The 18319-nt window shown below is 40.1% G+C and carries 18 protein-coding genes; 13 read left to right on the top strand and 5 right to left on the bottom strand.

All coding sequences use genetic code 11. From position 1 onward, the window contains the following. Nucleotides 1–211 precede the first annotated feature (211 nt). The gene (locus IEV18_RS09025) at nt 212–1129 is read left to right on the top strand and encodes an alpha/beta hydrolase (RefSeq protein WP_188392066.1); all 918 of its coding nucleotides are present in this window, start codon (nt 212–214) and stop codon (nt 1127–1129) included. Nucleotides 1130–1248: 119 nt separating this feature from the next. Here IEV18_RS09025 and IEV18_RS09030 read toward each other — a convergent pair whose 3' ends face one another. Together IEV18_RS09030 and IEV18_RS09035 are read right to left on the bottom strand one after the other, a co-directional pair. Then, a complete protein-coding gene (locus IEV18_RS09030) occupies nt 1249–1875 on the bottom strand; it encodes a DUF3298 and DUF4163 domain-containing protein (RefSeq protein WP_188392067.1) in 627 nt (208 codons plus the stop codon). A gap of 90 nt (nt 1876–1965) precedes the next feature. Next, nucleotides 1966–2994: a serine hydrolase domain-containing protein gene (locus IEV18_RS09035; RefSeq protein WP_188392068.1), complete on the bottom strand. Its 1029-nt coding sequence runs from the start codon at nt 2992–2994 to the stop codon at nt 1966–1968. A 306-nt stretch (nt 2995–3300) separates the two neighbouring features. Here IEV18_RS09035 and IEV18_RS09040 point away from each other — a divergent pair, with 306 nt between their 5' ends. Then, nucleotides 3301–5586, top strand: a complete 2286-nt coding sequence (locus tag IEV18_RS09040) for an ATP-binding cassette domain-containing protein (RefSeq protein WP_188392102.1) — start codon at nt 3301–3303, stop codon at nt 5584–5586. A gap of 92 nt (nt 5587–5678) precedes the next feature. Beyond that, nucleotides 5679–5972, top strand: a complete 294-nt coding sequence (locus IEV18_RS09045; RefSeq protein ID WP_188392069.1) for a TIGR04104 family putative zinc finger protein — start codon at nt 5679–5681, stop codon at nt 5970–5972. A gap of 19 nt (nt 5973–5991) precedes the next feature. Here the strand turns inward: IEV18_RS09045 and IEV18_RS09050 are convergent, their stop codons facing one another. Both IEV18_RS09050 and IEV18_RS09055 read right to left on the bottom strand, forming a co-directional pair. After that, nucleotides 5992–6402, bottom strand: coding sequence for a hypothetical protein (locus IEV18_RS09050; RefSeq protein WP_188392070.1), 411 nt, complete (start codon nt 6400–6402; stop codon nt 5992–5994). A gap of 257 nt (nt 6403–6659) precedes the next feature. Beyond that, nucleotides 6660–7136 carry a helix-turn-helix domain-containing protein gene (locus IEV18_RS09055; protein WP_188392071.1) on the bottom strand — a complete coding sequence of 159 codons (477 nt, stop codon included), beginning with the start codon at nt 7134–7136 and terminating at the stop codon, nt 6660–6662. 94 nt (nt 7137–7230) lie between these two features. On the opposite strand from IEV18_RS09055, the gene IEV18_RS09060 reads away from it, so the two are divergent. The 10 genes from IEV18_RS09060 (at nt 7231) to IEV18_RS09105 (ending at nt 17581) form a co-directional block, all read left to right on the top strand. Further along, nucleotides 7231–7797: a vWA domain-containing protein gene (locus IEV18_RS09060; RefSeq protein ID WP_188392072.1), complete on the top strand. Its 567-nt coding sequence runs from the start codon at nt 7231–7233 to the stop codon at nt 7795–7797. A gap of 468 nt (nt 7798–8265) precedes the next feature. After that, the gene (locus IEV18_RS09065; RefSeq protein ID WP_188392073.1) at nt 8266–9429 is read left to right on the top strand and encodes an MFS transporter; all 1164 of its coding nucleotides are present in this window, start codon (nt 8266–8268) and stop codon (nt 9427–9429) included. Nucleotides 9430–9549: 120 nt separating this feature from the next. Beyond that, nucleotides 9550–11025, top strand: coding sequence for an amidase family protein (locus tag IEV18_RS09070; RefSeq protein WP_188392074.1), 1476 nt, complete (start codon nt 9550–9552; stop codon nt 11023–11025). A 177-nt stretch (nt 11026–11202) separates the two neighbouring features. Beyond that, a complete protein-coding gene (locus IEV18_RS09075) occupies nt 11203–12261 on the top strand; it encodes an LLM class flavin-dependent oxidoreductase (protein WP_188392075.1) in 1059 nt (352 codons plus the stop codon). A gap of 193 nt (nt 12262–12454) precedes the next feature. Further along, nucleotides 12455–13207 (top strand): hypothetical protein, encoded by a 753-nt coding sequence (locus tag IEV18_RS09080; RefSeq protein WP_188392076.1) that lies wholly within the window; start codon nt 12455–12457, stop codon nt 13205–13207. A 168-nt stretch (nt 13208–13375) separates the two neighbouring features. Further along, complete coding sequence (locus IEV18_RS09085; RefSeq protein WP_188392077.1) at nt 13376–13723, top strand: DUF4260 domain-containing protein; 348 nt, start codon at nt 13376–13378, stop codon at nt 13721–13723. Between the two features lie 247 nt (nt 13724–13970). Next, nucleotides 13971–14480 (top strand): YfiT family bacillithiol transferase, encoded by a 510-nt coding sequence (locus IEV18_RS09090; RefSeq protein ID WP_188392078.1) that lies wholly within the window; start codon nt 13971–13973, stop codon nt 14478–14480. Nucleotides 14481–14637: 157 nt separating this feature from the next. After that, the gene (locus IEV18_RS09095) at nt 14638–16119 is read left to right on the top strand and encodes an L-lactate permease (RefSeq protein ID WP_188392079.1); all 1482 of its coding nucleotides are present in this window, start codon (nt 14638–14640) and stop codon (nt 16117–16119) included. Nucleotides 16120–16181: 62 nt separating this feature from the next. After that, entirely contained in the window at nt 16182–16961 is a 780-nt protein-coding gene (locus IEV18_RS09100; protein ID WP_188392080.1) for a class I SAM-dependent methyltransferase, read from the top strand. Nucleotides 16962–17137: 176 nt separating this feature from the next. After that, on the top strand, nt 17138–17581 hold the full coding sequence (locus IEV18_RS09105) for a DUF4304 domain-containing protein (protein WP_188392081.1): 444 nt from the start codon (nt 17138–17140) through the stop codon (nt 17579–17581). Between the two features lie 44 nt (nt 17582–17625). On the opposite strand, the gene IEV18_RS09110 is transcribed toward IEV18_RS09105, so the two are convergent. Further along, nucleotides 17626–18069, bottom strand: a complete 444-nt coding sequence (locus IEV18_RS09110) for a VOC family protein (protein ID WP_188392082.1) — start codon at nt 18067–18069, stop codon at nt 17626–17628. Nucleotides 18070–18319: the final 250 nt, after the last annotated feature.

The raw sequence follows: 18319 nt of genomic DNA on the forward strand, positions 1-18319 counted from the left end.
GCGAAAATAAAAACAGCTTAGGGGAACCTCGAATTTCCCCTAAGCCATCCGATTACATATTACCAAATAATGTCACTAAAATTTATTCACCAACACCATTTGACAAAGAACCGGTTTAATCGATTAATTTTTGGGATTTATTGGTTTCTTACATTCTGACTAACTAAAAATTTTTTGATGATAGCATAGTAATCTAAGGGAGATAGAAAAAATGAATGAACGGCACATCAGTTTTTATAGTGAAGGATTCAAATTGGATGGCACCATCTACTTACCGGATGATTATCAGCCAGGTGAGAAAAGGCCAGCGATTGTTGTCAATTCCGGCTACAATGGTTTTAATGAATTTTATCCCCGTTTGTTTGCCCGCAATTTAACCGAAAGGGGATACGTCTGTCTCGGTTTTGATTACCGGGGGTTTGCAAAGAGCGAGGGAGAGCCTGGAAGAGTCATATTAGATGAACAAGTACAGGATATTAAAAATGCGGTTACTTTTTTAAGCATCCAGGAGGAGGCAGATGAAGAAAATATTGGGCTGATTGGCTGGGGAATGGGGGCATCCAATGTAGTTCGTGTCGCAGCTGAAGATCAGCGTATTAAAGTTGTTGCTGCTTTGAATGGGTTTTATAATGGAGAAAGATGGTTAAAGTCAGTTCATACCTATGTTGAATGGATTGAAATTAAAAAGGCCATTGAAGAAGACCGGATATTAAGAGTGACGACAGGAAAATCGAAATTAGCAGATCCATTTATCCACTATCCATTGGATCCGGCGACGAACGACTATGTACAAAAAGAACTTGCCCCATTATCGCCGTTTGGAAAAGAAACACAATTACAATTTACCGAATCGATTATAAATTTAAATGCAGATAAAATTGCTCCAGACATTCAATGTCCATTGTTTGTCGCCCATGGCAAAGATAATTTGCTGCATCCGATAGATGAATCATTAATTTTCTATGATTTAGCATCTGAACCAAAAGAGCTGTACATTATCGACGGAAAACACAATGATTTTATGTATCATGATCATCCGGTATTTCAGCAATTAATTAGCCGGTTAGACAAGTTTTTTGGAAAACATTTACACAATGTTCACCAACAATTAAATCCAATTGGAGATTAATATACAGCCGCTAATGGGAAATGCTGAAATAAAGAGTGCAGAATCGAATCATTCTCGGAAATTTAAGTAAAGCCGTACTCCGCGATTTGGAGAACGGCTTTTTCTTTTTTAAAATCTGATTAACGGTTTTCGGCCATTCTTCCTAGCGGCCCATCTTCTTTAATTATATCCTGTAGTTCATAGACAGATATAGGAAACATAGGAAATCCGTAAGCATACGGGGTATACTCATAGAGCTGAAAAAAGATAACAATCGTTTTGTCTGCAATATAAAATGGCTGATCAGGTTGTATGCCTGCAAAATCGTTAATCAGCGGAATGTCTCGCTCTTCCATCTGTTCTTTAATGAGCGCTGACAGCTTATCCAAATAATTGCTTTCAGGCTCAAACAGTTGGTTTAACGTACATTTTTGCCCTCTGTTTAAATCAAAGGTTAAGGCATTTAAGTAAGTCATTCCATGGGCAGCATTATCGGGATACGTATAATTAGAAAAGGTAAAACTTAATACGTTGCGCTGATTGTTTTTTATTTCATACGTACCAACCATTTCGACAATCACTGAAGGCGCTCCTGCTATCTGTTTATCGATAAGGGATTGGGTTTTCTGAACGATAGACTGGTTTATAAATTTTTCCAAAGCTTTGTTTTGCATTTGAAATACGTGAGGGTAATAAATATTGATATTCGGTCCCCCGCTAACCTTCCTTGTATAAATCTGAACTGGAAAATCAGGCAATTGTCTCATTCCTTTTTACCTCATCCTATTCCCGATAGGCGGAGAGGTGAAGGAATTTTTAAAAACGTGATTATTCATTTCCGTTTACAGAAGAAAAATTTATGGCTGTTTTGCTTGCTTAATAATCTGTATCATCATTGCTGCAGCTGCGCGCTGCCCAAAGAACTGATTAGTCGTTCCAGTAAAGTATAAGTCCGTCTTCGAGTGGTAAAACGAAAAAGCGCCAGTCTGTCCCCAATGGCCAATTAAGCCGTTATTTAAATCTCTGATTGATAAGGGCTGTCTTTCAATTCCAACACCATAAAAAAATAATCCTGGATTGAAAATAATTTTCCAATCTTGGAGTTCATCGAAAGTTTCCTTTGGGAAGAAATGTCCATTTATAAACGCTTTCAAGAATATCATCGACTCCTTCGCTGTTGAGACAATCCCTCCTTCTGGTCCGATAGAAGCCATATATTTAGGCAGGCGTAAAGTTCTATTCTTATAGTATAGCGGAGCCGGCCGCTTGTCATTGACATCTTCATATAAGTATGTATCCTTTAATTCCAGCTCATTAAAGATATATTGTTTGAATACCGAATGGATGTCCTGTTCCGTAATTGTTTCAATGATTTTGCCTAAAAGCTGAAAATTCGTATCAGAATATTGAGCTCTTTTACCAGGAGCGAATTTTGGTTTTTTCTTTCTGGCCGTAGAGATGGTTCGGGCGAAACCCCAGCTTTGATCTTTCCCGGCTGTTAATTGGTTTATCACATCAGCAGAAAAATAATCTGGAATACCTGAAGTGTTGGACAACAGGTGTTTTATCGTAATTTCTTTGGAGTAATCTTTGCCGTTATAAATATGAAGCTGATGCAATACATCATCGGAAATATAGTTGGAGATGGAATCATGAAGTTGCAGTTTGTTTTCCGCACGCAATTTTAATAGACAGGCAGTAACATATAATTTTGTTACACTCGCAATAAAATAAGGTGTTTCCGCAGTCAAATTTCCTGCACTTGATGTATGGGATATCGTGTTTTTCCCATTTTCGACACAAATTACAGTGCCAAAAATGTTTTTCTTTAATACTGCTTTTGCTGCTGCTTCTTTAACAACGGAAGCATCTACTTTGGCTGCCAAATCGTAATCCTCCTCTCATAATTAAAATAGGATAAGACACTGTTTAATAATTGCGCCCAGCGAATCTATATATCATTTTATAGTAGTTTGAATCTTTTTACTATTAGAGCCCTTCAGCTGAATACTTATTATTTAGAATTGGGGGAGCAATTCAATTGAGATTTCGAAAGGTGAAAAGTATGATGGAAAATATAGAAGAAAGTAATTATTTATCAATTGAAAACGAAAAAGCCGGTATTTCCGCAAGTTACATAGGAGACTGATAGATAATAGATGCGAAAGCAAGCAATAAAGTCAGGTGATAATATGGCCAAATGTAAAGATGAGATTGTTTTACGTGGGTTAAAAGAAAATAACTTAAAAAATATCGACTTAAATATACCGAAAGAAAAAATTACCGTCTTTACCGGTGTTTCCGGATCGGGAAAAAGCTCCGTCGTTTTTGATACGTTGGCACAGGAAAGCAGAAGGCAAATGTCATTAAACTATCCCCATTACGTCCGGTATCAGATGCCGAGGTACGAACGGCCAAATGCGGATTTGATGCAAAATTTAAGTCCCGTTGTCGTCGTCGAACAGCGGCAGGCAGGAGGAAATTCCCGATCTACTGTCGGTACGTATATGGATATTAATCCGTTAATTCGATTATTATTCTCACGGATAGGCGAGCCGTCCATCGGTTCTGCCAATGATTTTTCCAGTCAAAGCTCGTTTGGCAGATGCCCAGAATGCAGCGGCTTTGGCGAAGTCATTACACCTGATGTAAATAAACTGGTAGATTTCAATAAGTCGCTGCGGGAATACGCGGTGAAATTTAAACCTTTATCACCGTCCGGCTGGCAAGGGAGATGGATGATTACCGGCGGTTTGTTCGATCCGGACAAACCGATTAAGGATTATTCGAAAGAGGAACGACAGCTATTTTTATACGGTCCGCCAGAAGGGGAAAAGGTTTATGCGCCGTTTCATACGAAAAACGGCCCCCAGCCCCATGAATGGGACGGATTATTGCCGAGGTTTAAGCGACTATATATCCATCGGGATATCTCCAAGCTGAAAGGAGTTACGATGGATGACGTGTTAGCTGTGTCCAGCCATTCTCTCTGTCCAACGTGCAGCGGTTCCGGCCTCAACCCAGAAGTATTAGCATGCAAAATAAACGGATTAAATATTGCCGATTACTATCAGCTCGAATTATCAGAGCTGGCGGAAGAACTAAAAAAGATAAATGATTCCGTAGGCGGGCAGATTGCACAGCAAATCATTCCACAAGTTACACAGCTAATTGAGATGGGACTAGGATATTTAAATCTGTCGCGAAAAATGGGTACGTTATCCAGCGGAGAAGCGCAAAGGGTTAAAATTGCCCGTCATTTGGGAAGCAGCTTAAACAATATGACCTATATTTTCGATGAACCGAGTGCCGGACTTCATCCTGAAGAAGTAGATATGTTGATTCATATGATGAAGAGAATCAAAGACTGGCATAATACGGTAATTGTGATTGAACATGATTTATCGGTAATCGATGCAGCGGATGAAATCATTGAAATGGGACCGGGAGCAGGTGTGCATGGCGGAGAAGTGGTTTATCAGGGGAGCCTGGAAGGTCTGAAAAATTCCATCGCTGCCACTTCTTTAAGTCACAAAATAAAGATTAACCGTAACCCGAGAACAATAGAACATTTTTTTACAATCGAAGGGGCAAATCAAAATAATTTAAAAAATATTACTGTTCATATTCCTAAAAATGCCTTTGTCTCGATATGCGGTGTGTCTGGTTCCGGGAAAAGCTCTTTAATGCTTGGAGAATTTACAGAACATTATCCCGAAACAATCGCTGTCGGTCATGGAAGCATCGGCATTTCCAGCCGTTCTACATTGGCAACCTATATGGGAATTATGGATGATATTCGCGCCATATTTGCCAAGGAGACAGGGCAGCCCGCAGGTATGTTCAGCTTCAATTCAACTGGAGCATGCCCTGTATGCCAAGGAAAAGGTATTATCAAGCCGGATGTTGCTTTTGCTGATCCGGTAACCGTTCCTTGTGAAGCATGCTGCGGGACAAGATATTCCGATGAAGCGCTCAGCTATAAAATACAGGGCAAAAACATCGTTGAAATTTTAGATTTAACCATTGAAGAAGCGATCGATTTTTTCGAAAAGCCAAATATTTTAAAAAGGGTGGAGAAGCTTCAGGAAATAGGTCTTGGATATCTCACGCTTGGACAAACGACAAGCTCCTTAAGCGGCGGAGAACTTCAAAGATTGAAACTGGCAAGTCATCTGCAGAAAGAAGGACAAATATATTTATTGGATGAGCCATCGTTAGGGCTGCACGCAAAAGATAACGACAAATTGCTGGATGTATTTCAGAATCTGGTTAGAAGAGGCAATTCGGTTATTATTATTGAACATAATCTCAATTTTATCGCAGCGAGCGACTGGGTAATCGAATTAGGCCCTGGAGGCGGAAAAGAAGGCGGGCATATTATTTTTGAAGGGACACCGGAAGAAATGTTGCGTGCAGAGACACCGACAGCGAAGTGGCTGCGGAGGCAAAAGAAAATAGAACAGCACAGAAATTGAGTCTGTGCTGTTATAATAGATTCCAACATTAAATTACATCACGAAAAATAATTGAAGTGTGTATTGTTGCCATCAAATCCGGAGGTGAGGAAATGCCAATTTGCCAAAACTGCGGCAAGCAATGGACTTGGAGCCAAACGGTTAAAACAATCTTCAAATTAAAATGCCCTTACTGCAGCAAGAAACAATATGAGTCTGCCTCTTCAAGATGGAAAGGCAGTATTTTATCTGTTTTTCTCTTACTTATCATTCTTTTGCCGCTTAATATTTTATTCAATTTTTCTCCTGCAGCAGCTCTTTTTTTCGGCTTTGTCATTGTAGTAATTATGTTAGCTCTATATCCGTTCTTTTTAACACTGTCCAATGAGAAAGAGCCCTATTGGTAACTGATGTTATGGCACAAGTTTAACTTTTATAATATTTTTTTCCTAAATCTGTCGCCCACTTTTCGCACCAAAAGGAATCATAAGGTTTTAAACGCAGGCCTTTCTTTCTTTTTATCCTGCGATAGTGGTATCGTACTGCCGACGGAATAGTGATAAGAAAAGGTGTGAGCGGACCTAGCCATAAATTTTGAAAACTATGTCCATATTCATGCTGCTTGAGAGAAAGGCTTGCCCCATTTTGGACAAAAAAGAAACCGCCAAGATTTAACCCTCCCCAATTTGTTCCGAATTCCACATAAACCGAAAATCCGAAAACCTTCGGTTTATAGCCAAAAATAATCAGCATAACGGTGATGAATCCCCCTATTGCTGTTAAGACAATTCCCCATGTCAGCTGGATGATCCAATATAATATGAATTTTATTACCATTTTTTACCTCTCATATCGCATCTGTTAATATATTCCATTTTAAAACAGAAAAAATTGATAGCGGGCTATTTTTATATTTTACCAAAAATAAGGGCCAAAGAAGTAATGCACTTCTTCGGCCTTTAATTATTCAGCTGGAATTGCTGCTTAAGTCTTTCGAAAGCATTTCCAGCGAAGGTGGATTGCTTGCATTTTGCTCAATGGAAGGATTGCTGAACTGATGAGGTATATAATATCGAATGCCTATCGTTGCTTGCTTAATCGTCTCTTAGCGGACGGAGACGAAAGTGGTCCAACACTTCATTAATAATGCCGATATCATACAATTGTTTTTCCAGGAAAAATTGGATAATTAAATCATGTGTATCATTATCGGAAAAAGCGTATCCTGCAGCTTGCATAAGTTCTTCCGTTTCGTCCTTATCTAATTCTAGGGCAAGGGCGAGGGAGATGATCGTATTTTTTTTCGGCTTGTAGCTGGAGTTCGTGCGGATTTTTGAAAAATGCCTTCGGTCAATGCCAGCCCGTTTATAAACTTCGCTGTCCTTCATTCCCTTTTGGTCGATCAATTGAAATAAAATCTGGTTTAGCGGCGGTTTACGGAATTTATTTATGTAATCTTCCACTTCAACCTGGACATCTTCTTCGTATACCATCGATTGAAGGGACCGGTAAATTGCGTTTTTATGCATTTTAATATATTGTTCAATTTCTTTCAGAAGTTCGTTATACATCATGTTACTCTCCCAAATGTCGCCTTGGAAGCGACCAAATTAAATGAATCGTCCGGTACAATTATAACAGAAAGAAAAGCGGAGGGTGATAATGATGAAAAGTAAAATAACACACATTATTTTTTTATTGGACCGGAGCGGATCTATGGGTGGGCTGGAAGATGACACGATTGGCGGTTTTAACAGTTTAATGAAAAAACAGTGCGAATTGGAAGGAGAAACACGCGCTACAGTCGTCTTATTTGACAATGAATATGAAGTCATTTGGGACGATGCTGATGCCAGGGAAATCCGATTAACAGATAAGGAATATTATGTCAGGGGAACTACTGCCTTATTGGATGCCGTCGGCAAAACAATCCATACACATTCAAAGAAATTGGCGGAAAAACAGACCGACCATGTTTTGTTTGTTATTACAACGGACGGCATGGAAAATGCGAGCCGGGAATATACTTATCCCCAAGTTAAAAAAATGATTCAGCGGCAGCAGGAAGCAGGGTGGGAGTTTCTTTTCCTTGGCGCAAATATCGATGCAGTTGAAGAGGCGAGCAACATCGGAATTCATATGGAAGATTCCTTTCAATTTTCTGCCACAAAGGATGGGATTGGAGCAATGTACAGTATGGTTCATGAAAAGCTCGCTGAAAGGAGAAAATAGCGGCGGTTATTGTATTTCTGTCAGTGAAATATGGTACTGACATCTTGGCTAAAACTCGTCAGACTGTAATAAAGGAAGTGCAGTACAATCACCGAAATGGTGGTGCTGCGCTTTTTTTATGAACTATCTAACGAGATAACAGATTATTGCATAGAATAAATCACACTACCCTTCGTTAAACTCTATTACCAGGAAAAGTTGTGTAGAAAGAAATTTAACTATTTATCATTTACAAGTATATTTGCTTGGCTATTCTTGGATGAAAAATGGTACTATGATTACATAGAAAATCACAGTTTGAATCGCACAGTTCATTGCTTGGGAAAAAACCTGAGAGCTACAGAAGCTTTTCCCTTCGTAACAATACAAAATTACAATCTTTGAAGTGACACAGGCAGATTTTACGGAAACGTTGATTGTTTTTAAATGACTTCCTTGAACCTGTCTGTTATATAAGGTGGAATTCCATTGAAGCTGAATAAAGTATTGCCTGTTCTCTTTCTTATTATGTTTCTTGTAATGGTCGGCTTTGGCATAATTATTCCAGTGCTTCCTTTTTATGCGGAAGAACTGGGCGCCTCGCCTGCGGAACTAGGATTATTAATGTCCGTTTATTCCATAATGCAATTTATCTTTGCGCCAATGTGGGGCCGGATTTCGGATCGGACCGGCCGGAAACCGGTAATTATGATTGGGATTTTCGGTCTTTCCCTTTCCTTTTTCATGTTAGCAGCAGCGTCACAATTGTGGATGCTCTTTGCCGCGCGTATTGTCGGGGGTATTTTATCGGCAGCCAATATGCCTGCGGTTCAAGCATACGTTGCTGATATTACGACAGACAATGATCGCAGCAAAGGGATGGGAATTATCGGTGCGGCTACAGGGCTGGGGTTTATTTTCGGTCCGGCAATAGGAGGAGTTTTTACAAATATTAATTTACAGGCTCCATTTTATTTGGCCGGAATCATTTCATTATTAACTTTATTTCTTGTTGCCATTGTACTTAAGGAATCGTTTCATCCTGCCAATCAGCAGACAAAGTCCCAAGAAGGCTTATCTCCTTCTTCCTTTACTCGCGGACCATTGCCGGTACTATATTTCCTGCAATTTTTTATTACATTGTCCCTAGCAGGGCTGGAAGCGACGTTTGCTTATTTTGCAGCAGCCAGGGCGGGACTGGATGCGGTAACTTTAGGATATATTTTTATGATTATGGGCCTGGCCAGTGCCGCTGTCCAAGGTTCATTGGGACCTTTAACAAAAAAATTTGGAGAAGCAGCTATTATTCAATTGGGGATTGTCGTTTCGGCTATCGGATTTGCCCTCATTCTCTTGATTCATGACTTCACAACTGCTGCACTTTTCCTTGCAGTTTTCGGTATAGGCAATGGAGTAATCCGCCCGAGCATTTCTTCCATCCTGACGAAACATTCAGCGACGGGATATGGCTCTGTAACAGGATACTTATCTTCCTTCGATTCTTTAGGGAGAATCATCGGGCCGGCAGCAGGAGGGTTCCTCTATTCCGTTGCAATTAGCCTGCCGTACTTATCCGGCATTTTCTTATCCATTTTTGCCTATATGCTTTTCCAAGTATACAAATCCAGACTAAAGGCAGCAGAACGAGGATAATGCAAGTTTTTCCGGGAGCACAGCAGAATGAGCTCCCGGTTTTATTATGTATGGTAATATATATTTAAATATTTAAATATTTAAATTTTTCCAAAAAAGGGATAGGCGGGGAGAGAGAGGATGGTATTTGCTTACAAGGATTATGACGGGTTGGGGTTAGCGGAATTAATCCGAAATAAAGAGGTAAAGCCGGAAGAAGTAAAAGAAATGGCAATTCGGGAAATCGAGGAAAAGAATCCAAAGTTAAATGCAGTAATTCATAAAATGTATGACGAATCCCCGATTGATTCTTCGGGAATGTTTTTTGGAGTTCCAATATTAACAAAAAATATTTCTCAGGAATCAAAGGGTCATCCGATGACTGCCGGATCTAAAGCATTGGTCGATGTCATTGCCGATGAAGATAGTGAATTTGTCCGGCAAATAAAAAATACCGGAGTAATCATTATCGGCCAGACAAACGTTCCCGAATTAGCCTTAATGGGCATAACGGAACCGGAGTTATACGGTCCTACAAGAAATCCATGGAATACGGACTATACGCCAGGAGGTTCGAGCGGAGGCGCTGCGGCAGCGGTCGCATCAGGAATGGTACCGGTAGCCGGGGCCAATGACGGCGGCGGGTCCATTCGCATCCCATCCGCCTATTGTGGACTTTTTGGTCTGAAACCGACAAGGGGACGTACTCCTGTTGGCCCGAAAGTTGGCCGGAATTGGCAAGGGGCTTCCGTAGACCATATTTTGAGCAGAACGGTAAGGGACAGCGCTGCCATGCTGGATCAGTATCGGTTAGACCGATACAATGCCTTTGTTGCACCGCCCTTTCACGGTTCTTATTTGGAAGCAGCTGGAACTCCAGTTGCAAAACGGTTAAAAGTTGCTTATACTGTCAATTCGCCAATCGGTTTGACGGTGGACAGGGAATGTAGAGAAGCGGTGGAAAAAACGGTAAAATTGCTGGAAACGATGGGGCATCACGTGGAAGAAAAAGCAGCGCCAGTCGACGGCAAAAAAATAGCGAACAGTTATATCTACTTATATTTTGCTGAAGTAGCTTCTGCACTAAGGGAAATGGAAAGAATCCTTGGCCGGAATGTAGCCTTTAACGATGTGGAGCCGGCAACGTGGATGCTCGGATTGCTGGGCAGGACCGTAAATGCTGAAGAACTTTTAATTACCTTAAAATATTGGGACGAAGCTGCCATCGCAATGGAAAAGTTTCATGACGAATACGATATTTATATTACGCCGACAACGGCACATCCTCCTGCCAAAATTGGGGAATTAGACCTTACTCCAATGGAAAAACGAATCATTCCTCTCGTTGGCAGTTTGCGTTTAACAAAACTGTTGAGAAAAACCGGTTTTGTCGATAAGTTAGTGAATCAAAGCCTAGAGAGAACTCCTTTTACCCAGCTGGCAAATTTAACGGGGCAGCCTGCTATGACTTTGCCGATGCATTTGACAAAAGAGGGTCTGCCTGTAGGGGTGCAAGTAATGGCCAGGAGGGGAAGGGAAGATCTGTTATTTCAGCTTGCCGGCGAACTGGAGCAGAGTGATTTATGGATTGATGTAAAGAAAAATCCAAACTATTAATCGTTTCTATTTTTATAGTTAGAGAAAACATATCCTTCCATCGTTTTTGCCAAGAACTGCACAGTGATTATGACCTAGTTTGCAACATCTTGTTCATTCCCACAGTGCCGTTTATTTGCAAATGCCTCCGGATTTCGACTATGATGAAAGAAATTTAGTCGCATAGGGGGACGCTTTATGGAAATTGGAATTACAACTTTCGTAGAAACAACGCCGGATGTTAATACCGGCAAAACTATCAGTCATGCCGAGCGAATTCGGGAAGTTGTAGAGGAAATCATCCTTGCAGATGAAGTAGGTTTGGATGTATTCGGTGTAGGGGAACATCACCGTAAAGATTATGCTGCTTCTGCGCCAGCAATAATTTTAGCTGCCGCTGCTTCCCGGACGAAGCGAATCCGGCTTACGAGTGCCGTAACCGTATTATCATCCGATGATCCGGTAAGGGTTTTTCAAGATTTTGCAACGATCGATGCCATTTCAAATGGAAGAGCGGAAATTATGGCGGGGCGCGGTTCTTTCATTGAATCCTTCCCGTTATTTGGCTATGATTTAAGGGATTACAATGAACTGTTTGAAGAAAAATTAGATTTGCTGTTAAAAATTCAGGAATCGGAAATTATAACATGGGAAGGGAAACATCGTCCATCCATACATAATCGGGGAGTATATCCTCGCCCAGTCCAAGACCCGCTTCCTGTATGGATAGCGAGCGGCGGCACTCCCGAATCGGTCGCCCGGGCAGGCGTTCTTGGTCTGCCATTAGTGCTGGCTATTATTGGCGGCAGCCCGCTGCAGTTTGCTCCGCTCGTCCAATTGTATAAGCGGGCCGCTGAACGAAACGGACATGACCCGTCCAAGTTAACGGTAGCTTCCCATTCCCACGGCTTTGTGGCAGACACGACAGACATTGCGGTGGAGAAATTTTTCCCGCCGACTCAATACGCGATGAATGTGCTGGCAAAAGAACGGGGATGGCCGGAGTATACGAAAGAAACCTTCGATCAGGCGCGCCGTCTCGAAGGGGCATTATATGTCGGCGACCCGCAAACCGTTGCCGAAAAAATTATATTCTTAAGAAAGCATGTCGGGATTACAAGATTTATGCTGCATGTGCCCGTCGGTTCTATGCCGCATGAAGATGTCATGCATTCCATCGAATTGCTAGGAAAAGAAGTTGCCCCAATCGTACGGGAAGAAGTGGCAAAATGGGAGAAGGAACAAGCGGAGAAGTAATATTTTTTGTCATCTTGATAAGGGGGCATTTTCGTTTCAAGACGGTTCAAATGATAAATAGGTAATTTTGTTGGCAGACTCGTATCTTTATTGCGGGAAGATAGAATCAAAGGGAACCTTAACATTTTTTGTTAAGGTTCCCTTCTTCTTTTACTTTATACTAATGGCAGAAACTTTGAAAGGAGTGTATTCCATGTCTAGTGGTAAAAAGCCTATTTTTAAGAGATGGTGGTTTTGGTTAATCGTTATTATATTAATAATCGCCTTCGCGAATGGAGGAGAAGAGGGCGGGGATTCGACAAAGCAAGAGAGTGTGGAAGAAGCTGAAGTGACTGAAGAGGAAAACGTAGAAGAGGATACGGCAGAACAAGCTGAAGAAGATGCAGATGAGGAAGAAGAAGCGGCTGCAGATAATGAGGAAGATTCACAAAAATTGACACGTGAAAATTCTTCCGCTGAAGAAACAACATTAAACACAGGTACATTTACTGTTGGAGAAGATATATCTGAAGGCAGATATGTGATTACCGGGGACGGAAGCGGGAATTTGTTTGTATATGATGGTGACTTCCCGGTCGTTAACGAAATATTGGATCCGTCTGGTGAATTTGGTGTAAAAAGTGTTACGACAGATATTAAAGATGGTCAGCAAATTGAGATTTCTGGAATTAGCAACGTCACTTTCACCCCTGCAGAAACAAGCATATCCAACATTTTAACAACGGGAACTTGGATTGTTGGACTGGACATAGCTCCGGGAAGATATGATGCTGCAGCTCCAAGCGGAAGCGGGAACTTTTTTGTATATGACGGGAGCTGGCCGAAAGTAAATGAAATATTGGACGCTTCCGGTGAATTCGGTGTTGAAAAGGTTACCGTTGATCTGGAAGAAGGGCAAATTATTGAAATATCTGGACTAAATGAAGTCGAATTTACAGAGAAATAAAATTTTTGGACATAACATTTCCGAGTGAAATGTTATGTCTTTTTTAGTTTATATAAAGTTAAATATTTGGCACACAAAAAAACCTCACTGCATTTTGAAATATTTGGTAAAATGTTCATAATAAAAATTTTTGCATATTGAACAGTAGAATGAAAGCGGGTATGCCAAATGAATAGATTTCTTCTGCATGCAGAAGGTTTTTTTATTCTAATGATTTCTATATACTTTTACGACCAAAATCAATATAGCTGGTTTTTATTCTTCATTCTTTTATTTGCTCCAGATATTTCCATCCTTGGCTATTTGATTAATAAAAAAGTTGGTGCTGTATTCTATAATGTATTCCATACTTACAGTGTGCCTATTGCAGTTATCCTTTTTAGTCTTATTTTTGCAAATTCTCTTTTCGTATCCATTGGTTTAATCTGGACTGCACATATTGGAATGGACCGGCTCTTTGGTTTTGGTTTAAAATACACGACAGACTTTAAAGATACACACTTAAACCGGATTTAATTTTCAGTTGCTGCTCATTTTTGAGGCATCGGCTTTGTTTTATTGATCGTGGAGAAGCTGTGGAAAAAGCAAAGGCTGCCGGTTTTTTAACAAATCATATCGCTTTAACCCCTTTTTTCAAAAGATGTAAATAATAGCGGCAACAAAATAATTTGAAAAATCATAATAGTATTTACACATTGGTGCATGAATTGGTATAGTCAATAGTAATACCGAAACATTGAAATGGGGAGAAGGGGGAATAACAATGGATGTCAAATTTCCGATTGGCAAACTGCAAGTTCCTGAAAACGTAACAATGCAACATGTCGAAGGATGGCTAAAACAAATTGAAACGTTTACGGAAAGATTACGGGAAACAGTAGATTCGCTGACGGTAGAGGAATTTAACAAAACATATCGGGAAGGAAGCTATAATGTTCGTCAGCTTGTACATCATATTGCCGATTCCCAGCTAAACATGTATTTGCGGTTAAAATTGGCATTAACAGAAGAGACTCCGACGGCGCCTGGATTTGATCAAGACAAGTGGGCGGTCCATCCGGACACGGAGCTACCTGTAGAAAGCTCACTTAAAATGCTGGAAGGAATTAATGAACGGATTGTAGCATTAGGAAAAAGTTTAACAGAAAATCAATTAACCCGTTCTTTTATTCATCAAGTAAACGGTAAAATTACCGTAGCACAAAAATTAGCAAAATTAGCCTGGCATGAAGAGCATCACCTGGAACATATAAAAATAGCCTTATCAAAATAATTAACTTTTAAGTATTGGTTTATCAGATTAGGATAAACCAATTTTTTTCAACGGACGTATTCTCGTGCCAAAGTATTTATTATCTGTAAATGCTTCAATAAGGATGCAATGCTGTAATACATTTACCTTGATTTTTATAGTTGTAAGGAGAGTTTTCATGTCCTTTTTCATCGCATTATTGCCGATTATTTTCATTTTTGTTTTCCTTTTCCTCTTTAAGCTTCCGTCATTGCGTGCTTCTCTGTTTACTTTCATGCTGACGATAGCCGTCACATTTTTTTGCCGAGAATACCATTTAAATCTTGATAAAGTGATTCACGAATCGATTCAAGGGATATTAATTTCTTTCATTGCCGGATATGTCCTTTTCTTTGGAATCTTTTTATATCACCTGATTCAGCGGGTAGGCGGAATCCAATCCATCGCTTCATTTATTTCGGAAAGGATCAGCGACCGGGTTGTTCAAGTGTTAGTTCTTGTAGTCGGTCTGTCTCCCCTTATTGAATCGACAAGCGGTTTTGGTGTTGCTTTTATGATGGTTGCTCCTATATTTACTGCACTCGGATTTACGCCAATGAAAGCAGCTTTATTAGGATTGGTGAGTTTGCTTGCTGTCCCCTGGGGAGCGCTCGCTACAGGAACAATCATTGGTGCGGAATTGGGGGAATTATCACTGGAACGGTTTGGCTTTGGTACAGCAATCGTCAGCATTCCGGTATTTGCCTATTTTATCATCATTGCTGTTTGGATTGTCGGCGGAAAAGAAGCTGTTAAACGAAAGTGGAAACAAATCGGGGTTATTTTCTTTGCCTTTACAAGCTCAATTTTGTTTTGCAATTATTTTATCAGTGTCGAGCTGGCTGGGGTATTAAGTTCCTTATTGGTTATCGTCCTCGGTTTTGTAATGACAAAAAAAGGGGGAAAGGGAGGAGAACATATTTCAGGTACGGATAAGGAGAAAGTTATAAAGGTTTTTAGCCCATATATCATCTTGACGATTCTGATTTTTATGACCCGGGTAATCAGCCCATTCCAAGAAATTTTGCAAAGGTATGCAGTCATTGATTTGCCGAAATTTTCTTATAAGCTGGCATTGCTTTATTCCCCCGGCTTTTGGCTTCTGATTACATGTATAGCCGCCATTGTTATTTTCCGACTGAAAAAGGAAGAGGTATTTGTTTCTTTCAAAAAGACGGTTGCTCAGTGGATTCCTTTCATGATTACTACATCATGCTTTGTTGGCATCTCTGAAGTCATGGGGGCAGCCGGGATGATTACAGCCATTTCCGATACATTAGGTTCGCTGTTTGGAAAAGGATTTCTTATTATTTCCGTTCTTATTGGTGCTTTAGGCGGCTTTCTTACCGGCAGTACAGCATCATCCAACGCCATGTTTATTAAGCTGCAAGTACAAACAGCAGGACTCACAGGACTTTCTGCTGATCTCGTTGCTTTTTCGCAAAATGCGGGTGCATCCCATACTACGATGGCTTCCCCATCCAGGGTCATGCTCGGGACCCGTTTGCTTGGGATTCAGTCGAAGGAACATCAAATACTAAAAACTGTTTTTCTCGTTGTTTTAGGCGCGTTACTGCTCATTGTTGGAATGTCTTTCGGACTGAGTTTCTTTTATTTCTAATTTCATAGTTTAATAAGAAAGGATATAATGAAGCTATGCTAAAACTTGCAAAGGGGATTAAAATGGATATTACACGACATAACAGTAAAGCTTGGGATAAGAAGGTAGAACGAGGATCGAACTATACAAAACCTGTAAGCAGCGAAATCATTGAACAAAGCAAACTTGGTCAATGGGAAATTACCGTAACGAAGGAAAAAGCAGTGCCAAGAAATTGGTTTCCCGAATCCATTGATGGATTACATATTCTTTGCTTAGCGTCTGGCGGAGGACAACAAGGCCCGATTTTGGCTGCAGCTGGGGCGGACGTTACCGTTTTGGGCATTTCCATGAAACAGTTAGAACAAGATGAAATGGTTGCAAAAAGAGAAGGACTGAATTTAAAAACGGTTCATGGTGATATGTCTGACCTTAGCATGTTCGAAGAAAATTATTTTGATATGGTCATCCATCCTGTTTCCAATTTATTTGTAAATGAAATCCGTCCAGTGTGGAATGAAGTTTCACGGGTTTTAAGAGATAAAGGAATTTTAATCGCCGGGTTTGCCAATCCCCTTCTGTGGATATTTGATGATGAGCAGGAAAGAAAAGGAATTCTTGATGTAAAATATTCTGTTCCATCATCCACTTTAGACCATTTGTCAGAAGAGAAAATTGAAGAATATATAAACGCTAACGAAACGATTGAATATGCTCATACGCTGGAAGACCAGGTTCAAGGGCAAATTGATGCGGGCTTTGTCATTACCGGATTTTATGAAGATGATTTTGGCGGAACGAGAATCATCGACAACTACATCAAAACGTTTATCGCAACGAGAGCAGTAAAGGTAAAAATGTAAATAATCTGCAAAGATGAACGTATTTTTATTTAAGAACCGCTGGCAGGATGCTTTCCTTCGTGTCACCGAGAATAAAAAAGGATATGGTAATTTCTGTATTTAAACAAAGAAGGAAAGAAGAAACAAAATTTTTCCTAGTAAACTTTGATAAAATAGTGAATTGAAGGAGAGTAATTATGGCTGCACAACATCGACATTCCATGATTGCTGCACTAAAAAAGATTGTTATCCCGTATTTACGAGAGAATCGATTTAAAGGATCATTTCCTCATTTTCGTAGATTGAATGACGAACATATCGACTTAATTACATTTCAATTTAACCGCTATGGAGGTTCCTTTGTAGTTGAATTAGCTGTTTGCTCTACCGAAGGCGTAACCATGAGTTGGGGTGAGAAGGTACTTCCAAATAAGGTAACTGCCCATGATGTGAACGAGCGAATCAGACTGAAAGACAATAAAAACGATGAAGAAGATTTTTGGTTTCAGTACGAGCATGCCAAAAGAGAAGCGGAATTCGAGGAGGTTGCAAGTCGTGTAAGGCGTCTGCTGCAGGTGGAGGACATTGGATGGATAAGAGATTTGTTGGAAAAAGAGATAAAAAACTGCACCTCTTTTTGAACGAGTAAAAAGTGAAAGGGTCCGCGTTGCTTCGGACCCTTCATTTATTCTGTTTCCTTATTTTTCTCTTCCCAAAGTTTTACTCTATCCTCAAAACTTACTTTTCGATGAACTTGATGAAGCATCCATTGATAGCCAAAAGGATCAATGAAAATGGCGTTCGATACTCCGTAATCCTTTAATTCGGTCACCGGCTGAATTTCCTTACAGCCTAATTCCATCGCTTTCGTATACGTTTTCTTGATGTCAGGTACGGTAATGTTTACCCAAATTGTATTCATTTGGTCAGGGGACGGTGCTTTTAATCCAAATTCCTCATTCTCATCCAACATATGGAATCGTACGCCATAAAGGGAAAAAACTGCTTCATTTTCACCTTTAGGTAAACTAGTAACCTCGATACGTTCTATTTCTGCAAATATTTTTTCATACAATTCCAATGCTTTTACGCTATCAGATACAATCATATCGATTTCGACTCCGACCAATCGGAAACCCACTCCTTTTTTGTCCTAAGTATACGTGAATACATTGTATTTATAAGAGCCCTCCAGCAAACAAGTAGAAGCAATGGAATAATCGCCGACAATAGCATGCATAATAACGTCCAACATTAATTTATATTTATAAAGTCAAATAGGTAAATTAAAGCGACAAAACTTTGAAAAAGTGTATTCGGCAGGTCCTAATGTCCCGAAAAACGAGTGAAGGACTTTTAAATGGGTTATAGAAGGTCTC

It is taken from the genome of Compostibacillus humi (genome assembly GCF_014637175.1).
GTDB lineage: Bacteria > Bacillota > Bacilli > Bacillales > Amphibacillaceae > Oceanobacillus > Oceanobacillus humi.

Coding starts and splice junctions, on each gene's coding strand:
- IEV18_RS09025 (WP_188392066.1), top strand. CDS start 212: ATGAATGAACGGCACATCAGTTTTTATAGTGAAGGATTCAAATTGGAT.
- IEV18_RS09030 (WP_188392067.1), bottom strand. CDS start 1,875: ATGAGACAATTGCCTGATTTTCCAGTTCAGATTTATACAAGGAAGGTT.
- IEV18_RS09040 (WP_188392102.1), top strand. CDS start 3,301: ATGGCCAAATGTAAAGATGAGATTGTTTTACGTGGGTTAAAAGAAAAT.
- IEV18_RS09045 (WP_188392069.1), top strand. CDS start 5,679: ATGCCAATTTGCCAAAACTGCGGCAAGCAATGGACTTGGAGCCAAACG.
- IEV18_RS09050 (WP_188392070.1), bottom strand. CDS start 6,402: ATGGTAATAAAATTCATATTATATTGGATCATCCAGCTGACATGGGGA.
- IEV18_RS09055 (WP_188392071.1), bottom strand. CDS start 7,136: ATGTATAACGAACTTCTGAAAGAAATTGAACAATATATTAAAATGCAT.
- IEV18_RS09060 (WP_188392072.1), top strand. CDS start 7,231: ATGAAAAGTAAAATAACACACATTATTTTTTTATTGGACCGGAGCGGA.
- IEV18_RS09070 (WP_188392074.1), top strand. CDS start 9,550: ATGGTATTTGCTTACAAGGATTATGACGGGTTGGGGTTAGCGGAATTA.
- IEV18_RS09075 (WP_188392075.1), top strand. CDS start 11,203: ATGGAAATTGGAATTACAACTTTCGTAGAAACAACGCCGGATGTTAAT.
- IEV18_RS09080 (WP_188392076.1), top strand. CDS start 12,455: ATGTCTAGTGGTAAAAAGCCTATTTTTAAGAGATGGTGGTTTTGGTTA.
- IEV18_RS09085 (WP_188392077.1), top strand. CDS start 13,376: ATGAATAGATTTCTTCTGCATGCAGAAGGTTTTTTTATTCTAATGATT.
- IEV18_RS09090 (WP_188392078.1), top strand. CDS start 13,971: ATGGATGTCAAATTTCCGATTGGCAAACTGCAAGTTCCTGAAAACGTA.
- IEV18_RS09095 (WP_188392079.1), top strand. CDS start 14,638: ATGTCCTTTTTCATCGCATTATTGCCGATTATTTTCATTTTTGTTTTC.
- IEV18_RS09100 (WP_188392080.1), top strand. CDS start 16,182: ATGGATATTACACGACATAACAGTAAAGCTTGGGATAAGAAGGTAGAA.
- IEV18_RS09105 (WP_188392081.1), top strand. CDS start 17,138: ATGGCTGCACAACATCGACATTCCATGATTGCTGCACTAAAAAAGATT.